We start from the raw sequence: 18,072 nt of genomic DNA, 5'->3' as shown, positions 1-18,072 counted from the left end.
ACCTAAAGCATGGTAGCGGCCGGAGGCCGGCAGCCGCAAGCGCTGGCGCGGGGCCGCCGGTCAGCTGAGGCGCTGCTGGACCCAACCCGATACCCCCTGCAAGGCCGAGGCAAGGGCGGGCCCGTCCTCGCCACCACCCTGGGCCAGGTCCGGGCGACCACCGCCCTTGCCGCCGATCTGACTGGCGATATGCGAGAGGAGTTCCCCCGCCTTGACCCGACCGGTTGCGCCGCCATTCACGCCGGCCACGAGGGACGCTTTGCCGTCCGAAGCGCCGGCGAGCACGATGACCGAATCACCCAGCTGCTGCTTCAGGCGGTCCACCGCCTCGCGCAGCGCCTTGGCATCGAAGCCCTCCAGCCTTGCGGCCAATACGCGGATACCCCCGACGTCCACCGCCGACCCCGCCAGGTCCGAGGTGGCACTGGAGGCGGCCTTGGCCCTGAGGGATTCCAGCTCGCGCTCCAGCTTCTTCTGCCGGTCGGTGAGGGCCCGGATCTTGTCCACCACTTCGCCGGCATTGCCGCCGAGCAGTGCGGCCGCTTCGTCCAGGCGACGCTCCTCATCCTCGATGTAGTCCAGCGCGCCCTGCCCCGTCACCGCCTCGATCCGGCGCACGCCGGCCGACACGCCACTTTCGCTGACAAGCTTGAACACACCGATGTCGCCGGTACGTCCGACGTGGGTACCGCCGCAGAGCTCGGTGGAGTACCCGCCCATGCGCAGCACGCGGACGTTCTCGCCGTACTTCTCGCCAAACAGGGCCATGGCGCCGAAGTCCAGTGCCTCCTGCATGCCCATGTGGTGCACTTCGGCCTCATGGTTGGCGCGGATCTGCGCGTTGACGCGACGCTCGATCTCGGCCAGTTCGGCAGCCGTCATCGGCTGGAAATGGGAGAAGTCGAACCGCAGCCGATCCGGGGCCACCAGCGAGCCTTTCTGCTGCACATGGGTACCCAGCACTTCCCGAAGCGCGGCATGCAGCAGGTGAGTGGCGGAATGGTTGAGGATGGTCGCGGCGCGGCGTGAACCGTCGACGGACGCGACCACATGGTCGCCCACCTTCAGCTGACCCTGCGCAAGCCGGCCCACATGGCCATGGAACTGCCCGGCGAACTTGACCGTATCGGACACGTCGAACTTGACGCCCTGCTCGGCCAGAACGCCGGTGTCGCCCACCTGGCCACCGGATTCGGCGTAGAAGGGCGTGCGGTCCAGGAACACCACCGCCTCGTGGCCCGCCTGCACGGACTCGACCGGCCGGCCGTCCTTGAGGAGCGCCACGATCTGCAGGCCGCCGACATCCAGCTGGTCATAGCCCAGGAACCCTGTCGGCGCCATCTGCGCCACCAGGTCGGCCGGCAGGCCCGTGTTGGAGGTGAACTTGCCGGCCGCACGGGCGGTTTCACGCTGCTGCTCCATGGCCGCGTCGAAACCCGCCATGTCCACCGAGAGGCCGCGCTCTCTGGCGATGTCGGCGGTCAGGTCGACCGGGAAGCCATAGGTGTCGTACAGGCGGAACGCATCCGCGCCCGGAATGACGCCATTGCCGGCACGTACCGCGACGTCGTCGAAGATGCGCATGCCCGAGTCCAGCGTCTCGGCGAAACGCTCCTCTTCGGCCTTGAGCGCCTTCTCGACCAGCGCCTGGGCCGCCGGGAGTTCCGGGTAGGCGTCACCCATCAGTTCCGACAGCGTGCCCACCATCCTGTGGAAGAACGGCTGCCGCACGCCCAGCATCCAGCCGTGGCGCAAGGCACGGCGGATGATGCGGCGGAGCACATAACCACGGCCTTCGTTGGAGGGCAGCACGCCATCCACGATCAGGAAGCTGCAGGCGCGGATGTGGTCGGCAATCACGCGCAGGGACTTGTTCTCCAGGTCGGCGGTACCCGTCAACTCGGAGGCCTTGCGGATCAACCCCTGGAACAGGTCGATGTCGTAGTTCGTGTGGACGTGCTGCAGGACCGCCGCCAGGCGCTCCAGGCCCATGCCCGTATCGACGCACGGCGCCGGCAGCGGCACGAGCGTACCGTCGGGCTGGCGGTCGAACTGCATGAAGACGTTGTTCCAGATCTCGATGTAGCGGTCACCGTCCTCATCCGGCGAGCCCGGCGGACCACCGGCGATATGGTCGCCGTGGTCGTAGAAGATCTCGGTGCAAGGGCCGCAGGGGCCGGTATCGGCCATCTGCCAGAAGTTGTCGGAAGCGTACGGCGCGCCCTTGTTGTCGCCGATGCGGACGATGCGTTCGGCGGGAATGCCGATCATGTCGTGCCACAGGTCGTAGGCCTCGTCATCGGTGTGGTACACCGTCACCAGCAGGCGTTCCTTCGGCAGCTTCCACACTTCGGTCAGCAGCTCCCACGCCCAGGCAATGGCGTCCTTCTTGAAGTAATCGCCGAACGACCAGTTGCCCAGCATCTCGAAGAAGGTGTGGTGGCGTGCGGTATAGCCCACCGAGTCCAGGTCGTTGTGCTTGCCACCGGCCCGCAGGCAACGCTGGACGTCGGCCGCCCGCACGTAGCTGCGCTTTTCCGCCCCCAGGAACACGTCCTTGAACTGGACCATGCCGGAGTTGGTGAACAGCAGGGTGGGATCGTTGCCAGGCACCAACGGCGCCGATGGCACGATGGTGTGACCCTTGCTTGCGAAGAAGTCGAGGAAGTCCTGGCGGATCTGGCGGGTGCTGGTCTTGGAGGGGCTGGTCATCTGGCTGGCATTGGCTGGAGGGCGCATCCGGTGAACGCGTCTCCCGCAAGATGCGGTCGCGGCCGGGTGAAGGCAACCCAATGCCCTAGATTATCAGGCCATGCCGTCCCAGTCGTCTGCGGCCATGCGGCTGGCGGCCTGAACGGCGGCGGCATCGAAACCGCGCCGGACCAGGAAATCGGCGATCTTCCGGCGTTGCGCCATGTCGCCCGGGCCTACTGGACCGAAACGGCGGCGGACGAGGTCGCACGCCGTTTCGGTCCAATCGCCATCGAAGGTGGCCAGGGCCGCCGTGACCTCCTCACGACCCAGCCCATGGGTCGCCAGTTCGGCACGGATACGCAACGGACCATAGCCACCGGAGACGCGACTGCGGACCAGGAACTCGGCAAAGCGCTGGTCGCTCTGCCACCCTTCTCCCGCCAACCGCTCCACGGCCGATCGCACATCGGCCGGCTCCACCCCGCGCGCTGACAGCTTGCGGGACAACTCCTTGCGGGAATGTTCGCGCCGGGTCAACAACCCCAGTGCGCGCTGCACCGGGGTCTGCTCAACCGGTTTGCGCCGACGCGAACGACGATCTGGATCGTGTTGCTCACCCATCCGCATGACATCCCCTGCCTGAGGGCATCCTTGCCCCCGGGCTGGTTACTCTTCGACCTCATCAGCGACTTCGTCGCGCTGGGCCTCGGCAGGCTGGAACTTCTCGCGCAGTTCCGCCTCGAGCTTGGCGGCAATCTGGGGGTTCTCGCGCAGGAACGTGCGGGAGTTGTCCTTGCCCTGCCCGATGCGTTCGCTGCCGTAGCTGTACCAGGCGCCGGCTTTCTCGACCAGCTTGGCCTCGACGCCCATGTCGATCAGTTCGCCCTCGCGGCTGATGCCTTCGCCGTACAGGATCTCGGTGACGACCTGCTTGAACGGCGGCGCAAGCTTGTTCTTGACGACCTTGATCTTGGTCTGGTTGCCGATGATCTCGTCGCCCTTCTTGATGGCGCCGATGCGGCGGATGTCCAGGCGCACCGAGGCGTAGAACTTCAGTGCGTTGCCGCCGGTGGTCACTTCCGGGCTCTGGCCGGGCATCATCACGCCGATCTTCATGCGCAGCTGGTTGATGAAGATGACCGTGGTGTTGGAGCGCTTGATGTTGCCGGTCAGCTTGCGCAAGGCCTGGCTCATCAGGCGTGCCTGCAGGCCGGGCAGCTGGTCGCCCATTTCGCCTTCGATTTCCGCCTTGGGGGTCAGCGCCGCCACGGAGTCGATGACCACGATGTCGATGGAGCCCGAACGCACGAGCATGTCGGCGATTTCAAGCGCCTGCTCACCGGTATCCGGCTGGGACAGCAGCAGGTCGTCCACGTTGACGCCCAGCTTGGCGGCATAGATCGGGTCCAGCGCGTGCTCGGCGTCGATGAAGGCGGCGGTGCCGCCCTGCTTCTGGCACTGGGCGATGGCCTGCAGCGTCAGCGTGGTCTTGCCCGAAGACTCGGGGCCGTAGATTTCCACGACACGGCCGCGCGGCAGTCCGCCGATGCCCAGGGCGATGTCCAGCATCAGTGAACCGGTCGGGATGATTTCCACGGGTTCGATGACCCGGTCACCCATGCGCATCACCGACCCCTTGCCGAACTGGCGTTCGATCTGGGTCAGGGCCGCGGAAAGTGCGCGCTTCTTGTTCTCGTCCATCGTCGATTTCCTAGGTGATGTGCTCAAGTGGTGACCAGTGTGGGCGCCGTCCATCGCACGGGTTGCGACTGGGAGGCGTGGGATGAAAATAATCCCGGTACCTGCATGGCAGGCATCGGGGGAAGGGCATGCGGGTTATCAGGGAATGCCGCGCTGTCGTTCGGCAGGAACGGCAGGAGCCGGACGGTGATCACCGGTTCGGCCTCACCAGCCCGCAATACAGGCCTTCGATGGCGAACTCCTGATCGGGCAGGACTTCGATGGGGGCATAGTCGGGATTGCGCGGCAGCAGGCGGATGCGGTCCTTGCCGATCTTCAGCAGCTTGACGGTGATGGCATCATCGATGCGGGCGACCACGATCTGGCCCGTACGCGCGTCACGCGTACGATGCACGCCGATCAGGTCGCCGTCGAAGATGCCTTCATCCCGCATCGAATCGCCCTTCACCTTCAGCAGGTAATCAGGCGCCGGGGCGAAGAAGGTGCGATCGAGCAATACATAGTCGTGATGGCCGGCATCCGCACCGATGGGTGCGCCGGCAGCCACCTGGCCCAGCACGGGCAGGCGCAGGCCATCGTCATTCGAGGCGAGAAACGACAGCTCAGGCTGCGGCGGCAGCGGCGCCTTCAGCAGGCGGATGCCGCGCGCCCGGCCCGGTACCCGCTCGATGGCACCGGCCTCTTCGAGCGCTTCCAGGTGGTACTGCGCCGCGCGCACGCCCTTGAAGCCGAAGGCGCGGGCGATCTCCGCCTGGGAAGGCGGCATGCCTTCCGCCTCAAGGCGTTCGGCGATCAGGGCGAGGATGGCGTGCTGGGTATCGGTCAGGTCCATGGTTAGTAGTAATACTACTAACGATGACGGATCGCAAGCCTTTGCCGGACGTCAGCCGACCAGGGCCTCCAGCCCCCGCAGCGCGGACGCCACCGTCTGCCGCCGCACCGCTTCGCGGTCGCCATCGAAATGGAACACCTCCGCGCGCGCGTAGCCGCCCCGGCGCTTCCAGCCGATCCAGACCGTGCCCACGGGCTTGTCGGGGCTGCCGCCGCCCGGACCGGCAATGCCGGTGACCGCCACCGCCACGCTCGCGCCGGAATTGACCAGCGCGCCCGAAACCATCTCGATGACCGTCTCGCGACTGACCGCGCCATGGGTTTCAAGCGTCTGCGGACGCACGCCCAGCAGGGCCTGCTTGGCCTCGTAGCTGTAGGCCGCCATGCCGCAATCGAACCAGTCGGACGAGCCGGCGATGTCGGTGACGCATTTGGCGATCCATCCACCCGTACAGCTTTCCGCGGTCACCAGATGGTCGCGCGTCTGCCGGAGCCGCTCCCCCAGGGCGTGGGCGAGCTGGCTGAGTTGTTCGTCACTGGGTCCTGACATCGCCGGGGAGCTTCTGCGTGGGGTCCGCGTGTTGTAGCCGATTTCCGCGGGGCTGTCGCGTCGCCGAAACAAGACGGCCCGCCAGGAGGCGGGCCGTCGATTCAGCAAGAACGTACGTGCGACAGGATCAGTAGCGTACGCGCAGGGTCACGCCGTACATGCGCGGTGCGCCCAGGAACGCGTTGTAGGTATTCAGCGGATCGTTCGGTTGCGGCGTGCCGACGGCCTGCAGCGGGCCGTCGAAGCCGACCTGCACGTAATCCTCGTCGAACAGGTTGGTGCTCCACACCTCCAGCATCCACTTCTGGTCCTGAGCGCCGATGCCGAACCGCGCATTGGCCACCGTGTAGGCGTCCTGCATCTTCTCCACGTCCAGGTCCGAACCGGTGTTGTATTCGGACATGTACTTGGCGCCGAAGTTGAAGCGACCCATCAGGTTGCCGAAGTCCCATTCGTAGGTGACCGACGCCGAGCCCGACCACTTGGGCGCGAAGCTCATCTGGCCACCCGGCAGCTTGTACAGCTGGCCGGTCGGCGCGACGAAGTCGGCACCCGGGATGTTGTCGCCATACTGCGTGTCGGCGTACATCAGGCCGCCCTGCAGCATCAGGCCGCGCACGGCCTTCGGCTGCCACATGATTTCCGCATCCAGGCCCTGCGACACCACTTCCGGGATCGAGCGGACCACGAAGCTGGTGCCAAGGAAGCTGTTGAGCTGGAAGTCTTCGTACTTCTGGTGGAACAGCGTGGCATTCAGCAGCAGGTTGCCGTCGGCCCAGGTGGTCTTGGCGCCCAGCTCGTAGCTGTCAACGAACTCACCCGGGAACGAGGTGTCGTTGACCGGCGTGATGCCGGCGCCCCCGCTGGACAGGCCCGTCGAGGACTGCACGCGATCCAGGTTGAAACCGCCGCCCTTGTAGCCACGCGCGGCCGAGGCATAGGTCATCACGCTCTCGTTCCAGCGGTAGGCCGCCTTCAGCGTGCCGGACCATTCCTTCTCCTCGCTCTCCTGCATCGTGGAGCGTCCGTTGTGCAGCGCATTGGCCCAGGGCAGGCACATGAAGCCGGCCACCTGCGGCGCGGTGGCGCCGATGATCTGCGCGCGCACGTTCGCCGGCAACGCACCGAAGCCGGGGATGCGTGCTGCCAGGGCACCACCGACGCGTGCAGCGGGATTGGCCAGGGTGGCTGCGCAGCCCACGCTGCCGTTCGGATTGCTGTAGACGGAACTGAGTTCCTTCTCTTCGCGGGTGTAACGCAGGCCCAGGGTCAGGTCCAGCGCGTCGGTCGCGTGCCAGGTATTGTTGGTGAACAACGCCAGGCTCTTCGCGTTCTGCTGGTAGCGATCAAGCGCGCCCAGGCCGGCGAAGTTGGTGCCGTACGGCTGCCCGCTCACCTGCGACAGGAAGATCGCCGGGTTGGCGGTGTTCACCGTCAGGCCGAACGGCGCCAGCTGCTGGGCCAGTGCGCCCAGCACCTGGTTGCCGACCAGCGAGGAAAGGTAGGGTTCGTACGCCGGCCCCATGCGGTAGGTCTCGGTGCGGTTCAGGTCCTCGTCGGAGTAGAAGGCACCCACCATCCAGTCCAGCCGATCGGTCGCGCCGGTCAGGCGGAATTCCTGGCTGAAGGTTTCGAACCCGGTGAAGGATTCGTCCTCGTCGGGATTGCGGTACAGGATGTCGGCCGTGGTGAAGTCGTAGTCCAGGCCGTTGATGGCCTGCCACTCGCGGTTCGCCGTGATCGACGTGAGCGTGGCGCCGCCCAGGCCAGTGAGATCCCAGTTGACCTCCAGGGCGACGCCCTTGTCTTCGATGTTCTGCGACGTGGGGCGGTTGCTGTAGGCCACGCGGTCGAACGGATCGTCGCCCGGCGCGGCGATGGCCTGGCCACCGCCACCGGAAACGGCGGTGATCACCGGGGCGGTCGCGCCCACCGTGGTCTGCACCGCCGTGCAGCAGTTCTCGTCACGGCTGGTGAAGTCGGCGGACAGCATGATGTCCAGGTTCTCCGACGGTTCCAGCAGCAGCTTGCCGCGCAGGGTATGGAAATCCTGGTCGTAATCGTCTTTTTCCCGGCGCGGACCGTTGCCGGTGCGCACATCCATCCAGCCGTCGCGCTTGCGCTTGGCCGCATAGATGTTGAACGCACCCACTTCGCCCAGCGCGTCGTTGTAGCTGCCGGACACACCCAGGCCGCCATAGTTGCTGACGGTGACTTCGCCTTCGGCACTCTGCGTATAGCTGGGGCGACGGGTCACCACGTTGATCACGCCGGCCGACGTGTTCTTGCCGAACACGGTGCCCTGCGGCCCCTTCAGCACTTCGATGCGTTCCAGCTGGCCGAGGTCACCGAAGCCGACGCTGTTGCGCGGACGGTACACGCCATCGATCACCACGCCGACCGAGGACTCCAGGCCGACGTTGTCGCCCACCGTGCCGATGCCGCGGATGCGTGCGGTGGTGATGGCTTCGCTCTGCGTGCTGGTCACGGTCATGCCGGGCACCAGGACCTGCAGGTCCTTGATGTCGCGCACGCCGGTGTCCTGCAGCAGCTGCTCGGAAATCGCGGTCACCGAAATCGGCACGTCCTGCGCGGCTTCCTCGCGCTTCTGCGCGGTTACCGTCATGGTGGCCAGCGTGGTGGCTTCTTCCTCCTGCGCCTGCTGTGCGTTGGCGTGCGAGGTGGCGCACAGTGCGGTGAAGACCGCCAGCGTGAGTGCTTTGTGCCTGGGCTTTGCAGTGACCATGTTCTCCCCTCCCAAGGGTCATGTTCTGACGAATGGTGCTTCTAAGTACGGCGATGTCGAATGGGCGGCGCTGCCGCCAATGAGTACGCAACTCCCCTTGCGTCCAACCGAAATTAACACCCGCTTCACAGAACGGCATTCTGCACTGCGTCGATACGCAGGTCATTGCTTTGGCACGGAAAACAGGCTGTTTTTCCGCACGGTCGTGCGGAATCACGATTACTCCGCGCACCCGGCCGCCACGTTGCGCACGGACCGCGATTCCGCGACTGCCTCATCGGTTACGAACAGGTGTCACAACTGCCGAACCCCGCGGGCCGTGCCGTCGACGCAGGGCACGCACATTCCCAGGGGTGCAGAAAAATCTTCCCGCAGGGATCGGTGGCAGGCGTCCTCCCGCGCATGCGCGGCGCCACCGGTACAATCAGCGTCCTTTTGCCCTACCCCACCCGCGCTGGCCTCGTGAGCAAAGACAAGTCGGAACACACCCCCCTGATGAAGCAGTTCTTCGCCGCCAAGGCGGAGTACCCGGACCTCCTGCTGTTCTTCCGGATGGGGGATTTCTACGAACTGTTCTATGACGATGCCCGCAAGGCGGCGCGACTGCTGGACATCACCCTGACCCAGCGCGGCAGTTCGGGCGGCGCACCGATCCCGATGGCCGGCGTCCCGGTGCACGCCTACGAAGGCTACCTGGCCCGCCTGGTGGCGCTGGGCGAATCGGTCGCCATCTGCGAACAGATCGGTGACCCGGCCCTCGCCAAGGGTCTCGTCGAACGCAAGGTCGTCCGCATCGTCACTCCCGGCACGGTCACCGACGAAGCGCTGCTCAACGAGCGCCGTGACACCCTGCTGATGACGGTCGCCCGCGGCCGCAGCGGCTACGGGCTGGCCTGGGCCGACCTGGCCGGGGGCCGCTTCCTGGTCAACGAAGTCGACAGCGACGATGCGCTGGAGGCCGAACTCTCCCGCCTGGAACCCGCCGAGCTGCTGCTCCCCGACGAGGAAGGCTGGCCCGTGTTCCTGCAACAGCGCACCGGCATCCGCCGGCGCGCGCCCTGGCTGTTCGATCCCGACAGCGGCCGCCGCCAGTTGCTGCAGTTCTTCGGCCTGCATGACCTCACCGGCTTCGGCATCGACGACAAGCCACTGGCCACCGCCGCCGCAGGCGCCCTGCTCGGGTATGTGGAAGAGACCCAGAAGCAGCGGCTGCCCCACCTGACCGCCATCGCGGTGGAGTCGGCGGGCGACGCCATCGCGATGAACGCCGCGACGCGCCGCCACCTGGAGCTGGACACGCGCGTCGATGGCGATACCCGCCACACCCTGCTCGGCGTGCTGGATTCCACCATCACGCCGATGGGGGGGCGGCTGCTGCGCCGCTGGCTGCACCGGCCACTGCGCAGCCAGCGCGTGCTGGCCGAGCGCCACCAGGCCGTGGCCACGCTGATCGAATCGGGCGGCGGCGATACCTTGCGGGAACGCTTCCGTGCCCTGGGCGACGTGGAACGCATCCTCACCCGCGTGGCATTGCGCTCGGCGCGTCCCCGCGACCTGTCCACGCTGCGCGATGGATTGGCCATGTTGCCGCGGGTGCGCGACGTGCTCGCACCCCTGGACGCGCCGCGGCTGCAGTCGCTGGGCGCCGAACTGGGTGAACACGCCGACACCACGGCCCTGCTGGTGGCTGCCGTGGCCCCGCAGCCACCGCTCAAGCTGAGCGATGGCGGCGTGCTTGCAGACGGCTTCGACGCCGAACTGGACGAACTGCGCCGGCTCAGCACGCATGCGGACCAGTTCCTGATCGACCTGGAAGCGCGCGAGCGCGAAAGCAGCGGCATCGCCACGCTCAAGGTGGGCTACAACCGCGTCCACGGTTATTACATCGAGATCAGCAAGGGCCAGGCCGACCGTGCCCCGGTGCACTACACCCGCCGGCAGACCCTCACCGGCGCCGAGCGGTACATCACCGAAGAGCTGAAGAATTTCGAGGACAAAGTGCTGTCGGCACGCGAGCGCTCGCTGTCGCGCGAGAAGCTGCTCTACGAAGGCCTGCTGGACACGTTGAACGCGCATCTCGAACCGCTGAAGCGCTGCGCCGCCGCCCTCAGCGAGCTGGATGTGCTGGCCTGCTTCGCCGAGCGCGCGCAGGCCCTGGACTGGTCGCAGCCGGAACTGCTTGCCGAAGCCGGCCTGCACATCGACCGCGGTCGCCACCCGGTGGTCGAAGCCGTGCGGCAGGAACCGTTCGAACCCAACGACCTGCACCTCGATGGCGACGTCCGCGAAGACGGCCGCCGCATGCTGGTGATCACCGGCCCCAACATGGGCGGCAAGAGCACCTACATGCGACAGAACGCGTTGATCGTGCTGCTGGCGCACATCGGCAGCTTCGTGCCGGCCAGCCGCGCGCGCATCGGCCCCATCGACCGCATCCTGACCCGCATCGGCGCCGGTGACGACCTGGCCCGCGGGCAGTCCACCTTCATGGTGGAAATGGCCGAGACCAGCTACATCCTGCATCACGCCACCGCGCAGTCGCTGGTGCTGATGGACGAGATCGGCCGCGGTACCTCGACCTACGATGGCCTGGCTCTGGCCGATGCCGTCGCACGCCACCTCGCGGCGACCAACCGCTGCTACACGCTGTTCGCGACGCACTACTTCGAACTCACGGCGCTGGCCGAACCCGGCAGCGGCATCGCCAACGTGCACCTCGACGCCGTGGAGCACCACGACAAGGAGCGCGGTGACACGCTGGTCTTCATGCATGCGGTGAAGGACGGCCCGGCGGATCGCAGCTTCGGCCTGCAGGTGGCGGCGCTGGCGGGGCTGCCGCGGACGACCGTGCAGCAGGCGCGGCGTCGCCTGGCAGAACTGGAACAGCGTGGCCACGAAAGCCATGCTTCCGGGATGGCGCCGCAGGCGCTGGACGCACCGCAGCAGTTCGGGCTGTTCGCACCGGCACCGTCGGCCGCGCAGGAAGCGCTGGCGGCGATCGACCCGGACGAGCTGACCCCCAAGCAGGCGCTGGAAGCGCTCTATCGCCTCAAGTCGCTGCTCTGACAGCACCGCGGTCGCGCACGCTGCGCGGCCGCGACATCGCGCAATCGCAGACAACATCCGTGTAACAGCGGCGCGGTATTGTTGTGGGCGCGTGAACCCCTCGCGCCGCACTGCACCATAGCTGCGTGCTATCGAAGTGTTCGCCACAAACGATTTTCATTGATCGTTTGCGTTGCCTAGTCTGGTCGTCATCCGCCAACGCCCACGAGGACGTAAGCCATGTACAAGCCTGCCGGCGCCACGATGGCCGCACCTCATACCCGAGAACCGACGACCCCGCACCGCGCCATGACCGCGTGTCCTTCCCGCGTCATCTCTGAGTAACGTCGAATACCACCTGGCACGCGGATATCCGCGTCCCGCACGACTCCATTCGTACAACCCACCCGCTGTCCAGAGGAAGGAAACCCATGACGACCGAAGCCAAGTGCCCGTTCCACCAGACCGCCGGCGGCGGCACCACCAATCGCGACTGGTGGCCCCAGCAACTGCGGCTGGACCTGCTGAACCAGCATTCGTCCAAGTCCAATCCGCTCGATGGCAGCTTCAGCTATGCCGAAGCGTTCAAGAAGCTCGACTACCACGCGCTCAAGAAGGACCTGCGCGACGTCATGACCGATTCGCAGGACTGGTGGCCCGCCGACTTCGGCCACTACGGCGGCCTTTTCATCCGCATGGCGTGGCACAGCGCGGGCACGTACCGCATCCAGGATGGGCGCGGTGGCGGCGGTCGTGGTCAACAGCGCTTCGCCCCCCTCAACAGCTGGCCGGACAACGTGAGCCTGGACAAGGCACGCCGGCTGCTGTGGCCGATCAAGCAGAAGTACGGCCAACAGATTTCCTGGGCCGACCTGATGATCCTGGCCGGCAACGTGGCGCTGGAAACGATGGGCTTCCGCACGTTCGGTTTCGGTGGCGGCCGCGAGGATGTCTGGGAACCGGACAACGACGTGTACTGGGGCCGCGAGACCACCTGGCTCGGCGGCGACATCCGCTATGCGCATGGATCGCCAGGGGTCGACAAGCCCGCCGATGAAGGCGTGCTGGTGTCGGACGATACGGCCGATGGCGACGTGCACTCGCGCCGGCTGGAAAACCCGCTGGCCGCCGTGCAGATGGGCCTGATCTACGTCAATCCGGAAGGCCCGGACGGCAACCCGGATCCGCTGCTCGCCGCCAAGGACATCCGCGACACCTTCGCCCGCATGGCGATGGACGACGAGGAAACCGTCGCGCTGATCGCCGGTGGCCACACCTTCGGCAAGACCCACGGTGCCGGCCCGGCCGACAACGTGGGCGCCGAGCCGGAAGCGGAGGAACTCGAGGCGCAGGGCTTCGGCTGGCACAACAAGTTCGGTAGCGGCAAGGGAGGCGACACGATCACCTCCGGCATCGAGGTCACCTGGACGCAGACGCCGACGCTGTGGAGCAACAAGTTCTTCGAGAACCTGTTCGGCTTCGAGTGGGAACTGGAGAAGTCGCCTGCCGGTGCCCACCAGTGGGTCGCCAAGGACGCGCCCGAAGACGTGCCGTTGGCGCACGACAAGAGCAGGAAGCAGCGCGTCAAGATGCTCACCACCGACCTCTCGCTGCGCTTCGACCCCATCTACGGCCCAATCTCCAAACGCTTCCTGGAGAACCCGCAGTCGTTCGCGGATGCCTTCGCGCGCGCGTGGTTCAAGCTGACCCATCGCGACATGGGACCGCGCGCGCGCTACCTCGGCCCGGAAGTGCCGAAGGAAGAGCTGGTATGGCAGGACCCGATCCCCGCCGTCGACCATGCGCTGGTGGAGGCCGCCGACATCGAGGCCTTGAAGGCGAAGATCGCGGCATCCGGCCTGTCGGTCTCCGAACTGGTGTCCACTGCATGGGCATCGGCCTCCACGTTCCGCGGCGGCGACAAACGCGGCGGCGCCAACGGTGCGCGTATCCGCCTGACCCCGCAGAAGGACTGGGCGGTGAACCAGCCCGCGCAGCTGGCGAAAGTGTTGAAGGCGCTGGAGCGCGTGCAGATGGAGTTCAACCTGGACGCGACCGGCGGCAAGAAGATTTCGCTGGCGGACCTGATCGTGCTGGCGGGCGGCGTCGGCGTTGAACAGGCAGCGAAGGCAGCGGGCGTCGACGTGAGCGTGCCCTTCGTGCCTGGACGTGCCGACGCGCGCCAGGACCAGACCGACGTCGAATCGTTCGCGGTGCTGGAACCTTTTGCCGACGGTTTCCGCAATTACCTCAAGGCTCGTTCGACGGTACCGGCCGAACACCTGCTGGTGGACAAGGCGCAGCTGCTGACGCTGACCGCGCCGGAGATGACCGTGCTGGTCGGTGGGCTGCGCGTGCTCGGTGCGAATGCGGACGGCGGCAAGCACGGCGTGTTCACCGATCGCCCAGGCGTGTTGAGCAACGACTTCTTCGTGAACCTGCTCGACATGGGCACGGAGTGGAAGGCGACTGGCGCGAATGGCTACGAGGGCCGTGATCGCAAGACCGGCGCGCCGCGCTGGACCGGCACGCGCGTGGACCTGGTGTTCGGTTCCAACTCCGTGCTGCGTGCGCTGTCCGAAGTCTATGCAAGTGCCGACGCGAAGGAGAAGTTCGTGCAGGATTTCGTTGCCGCGTGGGGCAAGGTGATGAACCTGGACCGCTTCGACAAGGCGGCCTGAGCCCGCGCGCAGGAGTGGACGGGGTGCATTGCCCTGGCCTGGATCATTCCCGGCCAGGGCGAGCGTTGTGCAGTGGTCCGGCGATGACGCGTGCAGCGTTCTCCGCACCGAGGCATGCCTGCGTCGGCCGCTGGTCGGCCCTGCTCCAATGTGAGTCGGGAATGCGGTGGAAAGGCGCTAGCATCATGCGCGCACTTTCACCTACGTCCAGGAGGACGGCATACGATGAGCAACCAGTCACTCGCGGAAGAACTCTTCACCAAGTTGCAGGGTGCACCGTTGCAGCAGGTCTCGCAGCAGCTTGGCATCGGGCAGATGCAGACCTCCGGCGCGGTGGCCGCGGCCCTGCCGCTGCTGCTGGGTGCGCTGGGCAAGAACGCGGCGCAGCCACAAGGCGCGGAAGCCCTGTTCGGCGCGTTGCAGAAGGATCACGCCGGGCTGGACCTGGGCAGTGTGCTGGGTGCGGTGCTGGGCGGAGGCTCGGCCCCCAGCCGGCAGACCGATGGTGCCGCCATCCTGGGACACATCTTCGGCGGCGCACAGCCGCGTGCGGAAGCCAGCCTGGGACAGGCTACCGGCCTTGGCGGCGACAAGTCGGCGATGCTGATGAAGATCCTCGCCCCCATCGTGCTGTCGTTCCTCGCACAACGCTTTTTGGGCCAGGGCAACGCCAATCCCGGCGCCCTGAGCCAGGTCCTGGGCCAGGAGCGCCAGGTTGCCCAGCAACAGGGCGGCCTGGGTGGCGGCCTGATGGGTGCGGTGCTGGACCAGGATGGCGATGGCCAGCTGGGGTTGGGCGACATCCTCAAGATCGGCAGCGGCATGTTCGGCGGCGGCCGCTGAGGCCAGCACGATCATCGATATGGAGAGGCGCCTGCGGGCGCCTCTTTTCGTTGCGCCCTTGCTGCGCAATCGTGGCAGCGGCGCGGATCGCTCGCGTTACCCGGCCAGATCGCTTTCAACTGCGGCGGTACGGCAGGAATGCCGGCATCATCGCCGCCAGCCGATCACATCGCGTCGATATCGCCCAGTGCGCGGATCAGCCGGCGCGCACGCTTGTCCGGACGGGTTTCCGGCGCCTGGTAGCCTGCGCGCTCCGCCCGCCGCGCCGCCAGCCGTGCCTCACGCGCCTGCCGCGATGCTTCCGATTCGGCGTACAACGTCTGCGCCGCGGCGGCCGGTCCACGCTGCTCGCTCAACCCCAGCACGGTGATCTCGTAACGCTCTTCGCCGCGCGCGATGACCAACGCATCACCCACGCGCACGGACCGCGATGGCTTGGCGCGCTGGCCTCCGATCTCGACCTTGCCGGTTTCCACCGCGTGCTTGGCCAGGCTGCGCGTCTTGAAGAAGCGCGCGGCCCACAGCCAGACATCAAGCCGGAGGGAAGCAGAGGAGGGAGCGGTTTCGATCATCGTGTTCCTGAAAAGCGTCTGCATCAGTCTTCGTCATGGATGGGGCCGCGGAAGCCCGTTCACCACCCCCACGCACCACGGACTCGTGTGTCGCGCGAATAGGGCGGCACAAACGCAGACGGCCACCCGAAGGTGGCCGTCCGGACAACGCATTGGGCGCTGTTTATTCTGCAGCGGCGGCGGCAGCCAGGCGGGCCTGCTTGGCGGCGGCGTTGGCGGCCAGGTCTTCCTTGATGCGGGCAGCCTTGCCTTCCAGGTCACGCAGGTAGTACAGCTTCCCGGCGCGGACCTTGCCGCGGCGCTTCACTTCGACCGAGTCGATGGTGGCGCTGTGGGTCTGGAACACGCGCTCGACGCCATAGCCGTGCGAGATCTTGCGCACGGTGAAGGCGGAGTTCAGGCCGGCGTTCTTCTTGGCGATGACCACGCCTTCGTACGCCTGCACGCGTTCACGGTTGCCTTCCTTCACCTTGACGTTGACGACGACGGTGTCGCCGGGGCCGAACGCGGGCAGCTCGCGCTGGATCTGGGAGGCTTCGAATTCCTGGAGGAGCTTGCTCATGTTGGCACCGATACTTTTAGGCGTGGCTGTGTCTTGCGACAACGGAAACTGATGCAGTCGCCGGATTGCGCTGCACGATATTGTTATGGGGTCCGCAGGCGTGAACCGCCCAAGGGTCGCGCATTCTAGCCGATTCCGGCCCCGTGTGGCTAGGGCTGGCCCTGCCCGCCCTCTTCCCGGGTGGCCCGGGCCTGGCGGAAGGCCTCCAGCAGGGCGCGGTCGGCCTTGGAGAGGCGGCTTTCGTCCAGCAGGTCGGGCCGGCGCAGCCAGGTGCGACCCAGTGACTGCTGCCGCCGCCAGCGGGCGATGGCGGCGTGGTCCCCGGACCGCAACACGGCCGGTACCTCGCCCAGCGGGTGGACGCTGGGCTGGGTGTAGTGCGGGCAGTCCAAGAGGCCGTCACCTTCGAAACTGTCCTGCACCGCCGAATCGGCGTCGTTCAACGCCCCGTCCTGCAGGCGGGCGACCGCATCGATCAGCACGGCCGCGGCCAGTTCGCCGCCGGTCAGCACGTAGTCGCCGATGGAGATCTCCTGGTCCACTTCGGCGGCCAGGAAGCGCTCGTCCACCCCCTCGTAGCGCCCGCACAGCAGGATCAGGCGGGGCTGCGCGGCCAGCTCGCGCACGATCTTCTGCGTCAACGGCCGCCCCTGCGGACTCAGGTAGATGACCGGGGCCGGCGCGGGATCAGCCGCCCGCGCCGCAGACAGGCAAGCCTGCAAGGGCTCGATCATCATCACCATGCCGGGCCCGCCCCCGAAAGGGCGGTCGTCCACTCGACGGTAGCCGCCGGCGGCGTAGTCGCGCGGATTCCAGCCCTGCAAGGCCAGCAGTCCCCGCTCCTGTGCACGGCCCACCACGCCAACGGCGGCGGCCTGGGCGATGAACTCGGGGAACAGGGTCAGTACGTCGATGCGCATGGGCGAAGAGTAAAGGGTGGAGGCCCGGTTTGCCGCGCGGGCTAGCAGGCCGCCCTCGCCGTCAGAACTCGGGATCCCAGTCCACCGTGACCACGCCGGCATCGAAATCCACCGCGCGCACATACTCCGGTTCGACGAACGGAATCAGTCGCTCGCGATCACCACGCGCGACCAGCACGTCGTTGGCGCCCGTGGAAAACAGGTGCGAGACGGTACCGAAATCGGTCCCGTCCGCATTGACCACGCGCAGGCCTTCCAGGTCGACCCAGTAGAACTCCCCGGCACTCGGCGGCGGCAAGGCCGACCGCGGGACGAAGATCTCCAGCCCGCGCATGGCTTCCACCTCATCGCGGTCTTCCACGCCCGGCAGCGTGGCTACCAGGTGCTTGCCCGAGGCCTTGCCACGTGCGCCGGAGAATTCGCGTTCGGCGCCGCTGGCGTCGCGCAGCGTCCACGGCTGGTAGCGGAAGATGGCGTCGCGCGGCTCGGTCCAGGATTCGATCTTGATCTGGCCGCGCACACCAAAAGCGCCCAGAAGCCTTCCCAGCAGAATCATTTTCTGCGGGGTCGGTGGGCGCTCGGTGTTCATGCGAACGAGGGGCCGCGCCGGAGGCGCGGCCGCGTCACTCAGGCCGCCGGGGCGGACTTGGACGCTTCCTTGTACAGGTTGCGGACCTTCTCGGTCAGCTGCGCGCCGTTGCCGACCCAATGGTCGATGCGGGCGATGTCCAGCTCGATGCGCTTTTCGTTGCCGGCGGCGACGGGGTTGTAGTAACCCACGCGCTCGATGTTGCGACCGTCACGCGCGCTGCGCGAGTCGGTGACGATGATGTGGTAGAAGGGGCGCTTCTTCGCGCCGCCGCGGGTGAGACGGATCTTGACCATGGTGTTTTCCAGTGTTGCCCAGTCGCCAGAATGGCGAGGTAA

General features: G+C 66.8%; 14 protein-coding genes. 3 read left to right on the top strand and 11 right to left on the bottom strand.

Going from position 1 to position 18,072, the window contains the following annotated elements:
* Positions 1-60: 60 nt before the first annotated feature.
* The 6 genes from alaS to OVA13_RS01405 all read right to left on the bottom strand — a co-directional run bounded on the left by alaS (position 61) and on the right by OVA13_RS01405 (position 8,522).
* Positions 61-2,712, bottom strand: coding sequence for an alanine--tRNA ligase (gene alaS / locus OVA13_RS01430; protein WP_267792063.1), 2,652 nt, complete (start codon positions 2,710-2,712; stop codon positions 61-63).
* Between the two features lie 93 nt (positions 2,713-2,805).
* The gene (recX, locus tag OVA13_RS01425; protein ID WP_267793595.1) at positions 2,806-3,315 is read right to left on the bottom strand and encodes a recombination regulator RecX; all 510 of its coding nucleotides are present in this window, start codon (positions 3,313-3,315) and stop codon (positions 2,806-2,808) included.
* A gap of 45 nt (positions 3,316-3,360) precedes the next feature.
* The gene (gene recA / locus OVA13_RS01420) at positions 3,361-4,395 is read right to left on the bottom strand and encodes a recombinase RecA (protein ID WP_267792062.1); all 1,035 of its coding nucleotides are present in this window, start codon (positions 4,393-4,395) and stop codon (positions 3,361-3,363) included.
* Between the two features lie 190 nt (positions 4,396-4,585).
* A complete protein-coding gene (gene lexA, locus OVA13_RS01415) occupies positions 4,586-5,227 on the bottom strand; it encodes a transcriptional repressor LexA (protein WP_267792061.1) in 642 nt (213 codons plus the stop codon).
* 51 nt (positions 5,228-5,278) lie between these two features.
* Positions 5,279-5,776, bottom strand: a complete 498-nt coding sequence (locus OVA13_RS01410) for a CinA family protein (protein ID WP_267792060.1) — start codon at positions 5,774-5,776, stop codon at positions 5,279-5,281.
* Between the two features lie 127 nt (positions 5,777-5,903).
* Positions 5,904-8,522: a TonB-dependent receptor gene (locus OVA13_RS01405; protein ID WP_267792059.1), complete on the bottom strand. Its 2,619-nt coding sequence runs from the start codon at positions 8,520-8,522 to the stop codon at positions 5,904-5,906.
* A gap of 495 nt (positions 8,523-9,017) precedes the next feature.
* Here OVA13_RS01405 and mutS point away from each other — a divergent pair, with 495 nt between their 5' ends.
* The 3 genes from mutS to OVA13_RS01390 all read left to right on the top strand — a co-directional run bounded on the left by mutS (position 9,018) and on the right by OVA13_RS01390 (position 15,091).
* Positions 9,018-11,588 carry a DNA mismatch repair protein MutS gene (gene mutS, locus OVA13_RS01400; RefSeq protein WP_267792058.1) on the top strand — a complete coding sequence of 857 codons (2,571 nt, stop codon included), beginning with the start codon at positions 9,018-9,020 and terminating at the stop codon, positions 11,586-11,588.
* 410 nt (positions 11,589-11,998) lie between these two features.
* Positions 11,999-14,248, top strand: coding sequence for a catalase/peroxidase HPI (gene katG / locus OVA13_RS01395; RefSeq protein WP_267792057.1), 2,250 nt, complete (start codon positions 11,999-12,001; stop codon positions 14,246-14,248).
* Positions 14,249-14,473: 225 nt separating this feature from the next.
* Positions 14,474-15,091 carry a DUF937 domain-containing protein gene (locus tag OVA13_RS01390; protein WP_267792056.1) on the top strand — a complete coding sequence of 206 codons (618 nt, stop codon included), beginning with the start codon at positions 14,474-14,476 and terminating at the stop codon, positions 15,089-15,091.
* A 164-nt stretch (positions 15,092-15,255) separates the two neighbouring features.
* Here the strand turns inward: OVA13_RS01390 and OVA13_RS01385 are convergent, their stop codons facing one another.
* The 5 genes from OVA13_RS01385 to rpsP form a co-directional block, all read right to left on the bottom strand.
* Positions 15,256-15,663: an Hsp15 family ribosome-associated heat shock protein gene (locus OVA13_RS01385; protein WP_267793594.1), complete on the bottom strand. Its 408-nt coding sequence runs from the start codon at positions 15,661-15,663 to the stop codon at positions 15,256-15,258.
* Between the two features lie 163 nt (positions 15,664-15,826).
* Complete coding sequence (gene rplS, locus OVA13_RS01380) at positions 15,827-16,225, bottom strand: 50S ribosomal protein L19 (protein WP_267792055.1); 399 nt, start codon at positions 16,223-16,225, stop codon at positions 15,827-15,829.
* A 149-nt stretch (positions 16,226-16,374) separates the two neighbouring features.
* Positions 16,375-17,145 (bottom strand): tRNA (guanosine(37)-N1)-methyltransferase TrmD, encoded by a 771-nt coding sequence (trmD, locus tag OVA13_RS01375; protein ID WP_267792054.1) that lies wholly within the window; start codon positions 17,143-17,145, stop codon positions 16,375-16,377.
* A 61-nt stretch (positions 17,146-17,206) separates the two neighbouring features.
* A complete protein-coding gene (gene rimM / locus OVA13_RS01370; protein WP_267792053.1) occupies positions 17,207-17,734 on the bottom strand; it encodes a ribosome maturation factor RimM in 528 nt (175 codons plus the stop codon).
* A 38-nt stretch (positions 17,735-17,772) separates the two neighbouring features.
* Positions 17,773-18,030, bottom strand: a complete 258-nt coding sequence (rpsP, locus tag OVA13_RS01365) for a 30S ribosomal protein S16 (RefSeq protein ID WP_267792052.1) — start codon at positions 18,028-18,030, stop codon at positions 17,773-17,775.
* Positions 18,031-18,072: the final 42 nt, after the last annotated feature.

It is taken from the genome of Pseudoxanthomonas sp. SL93 (assembly GCF_026625825.1).
Classification (GTDB): Bacteria; Pseudomonadota; Gammaproteobacteria; order Xanthomonadales; family Xanthomonadaceae; genus Pseudoxanthomonas_A.
The sequence above is the reverse complement of the archived record's forward strand: the minus strand, read 5'-3'. Positions and strand labels throughout refer to the sequence as shown.

What these genes read in the sequence shown, in the direction of transcription:
- OVA13_RS01410 (WP_267792060.1), bottom strand. Translation starts at nt 5,776, where the DNA reads ATGTCAGGACCCAGTGACGAACAACTCAGCCAGCTCGCCCACGCCCTG.
- OVA13_RS01385 (WP_267793594.1), bottom strand. Translation starts at nt 15,663, where the DNA reads ATGATCGAAACCGCTCCCTCCTCTGCTTCCCTCCGGCTTGATGTCTGG.
- recX (WP_267793595.1), bottom strand. Translation starts at nt 3,315, where the DNA reads ATGGGTGAGCAACACGATCCAGATCGTCGTTCGCGTCGGCGCAAACCG.
- trmD (WP_267792054.1), bottom strand. Translation starts at nt 17,145, where the DNA reads ATGCGCATCGACGTACTGACCCTGTTCCCCGAGTTCATCGCCCAGGCC.
- OVA13_RS01405 (WP_267792059.1), bottom strand. Translation starts at nt 8,522, where the DNA reads ATGGTCACTGCAAAGCCCAGGCACAAAGCACTCACGCTGGCGGTCTTC.
- alaS (WP_267792063.1), bottom strand. Translation starts at nt 2,712, where the DNA reads ATGACCAGCCCCTCCAAGACCAGCACCCGCCAGATCCGCCAGGACTTC.
- OVA13_RS01390 (WP_267792056.1), top strand. Translation starts at nt 14,474, where the DNA reads ATGAGCAACCAGTCACTCGCGGAAGAACTCTTCACCAAGTTGCAGGGT.
- mutS (WP_267792058.1), top strand. Translation starts at nt 9,018, where the DNA reads ATGAAGCAGTTCTTCGCCGCCAAGGCGGAGTACCCGGACCTCCTGCTG.
- rimM (WP_267792053.1), bottom strand. Translation starts at nt 17,734, where the DNA reads ATGAACACCGAGCGCCCACCGACCCCGCAGAAAATGATTCTGCTGGGA.
- katG (WP_267792057.1), top strand. Translation starts at nt 11,999, where the DNA reads ATGACGACCGAAGCCAAGTGCCCGTTCCACCAGACCGCCGGCGGCGGC.
- rpsP (WP_267792052.1), bottom strand. Translation starts at nt 18,030, where the DNA reads ATGGTCAAGATCCGTCTCACCCGCGGCGGCGCGAAGAAGCGCCCCTTC.
- recA (WP_267792062.1), bottom strand. Translation starts at nt 4,395, where the DNA reads ATGGACGAGAACAAGAAGCGCGCACTTTCCGCGGCCCTGACCCAGATC.
- rplS (WP_267792055.1), bottom strand. Translation starts at nt 16,225, where the DNA reads ATGAGCAAGCTCCTCCAGGAATTCGAAGCCTCCCAGATCCAGCGCGAG.
- lexA (WP_267792061.1), bottom strand. Translation starts at nt 5,227, where the DNA reads ATGGACCTGACCGATACCCAGCACGCCATCCTCGCCCTGATCGCCGAA.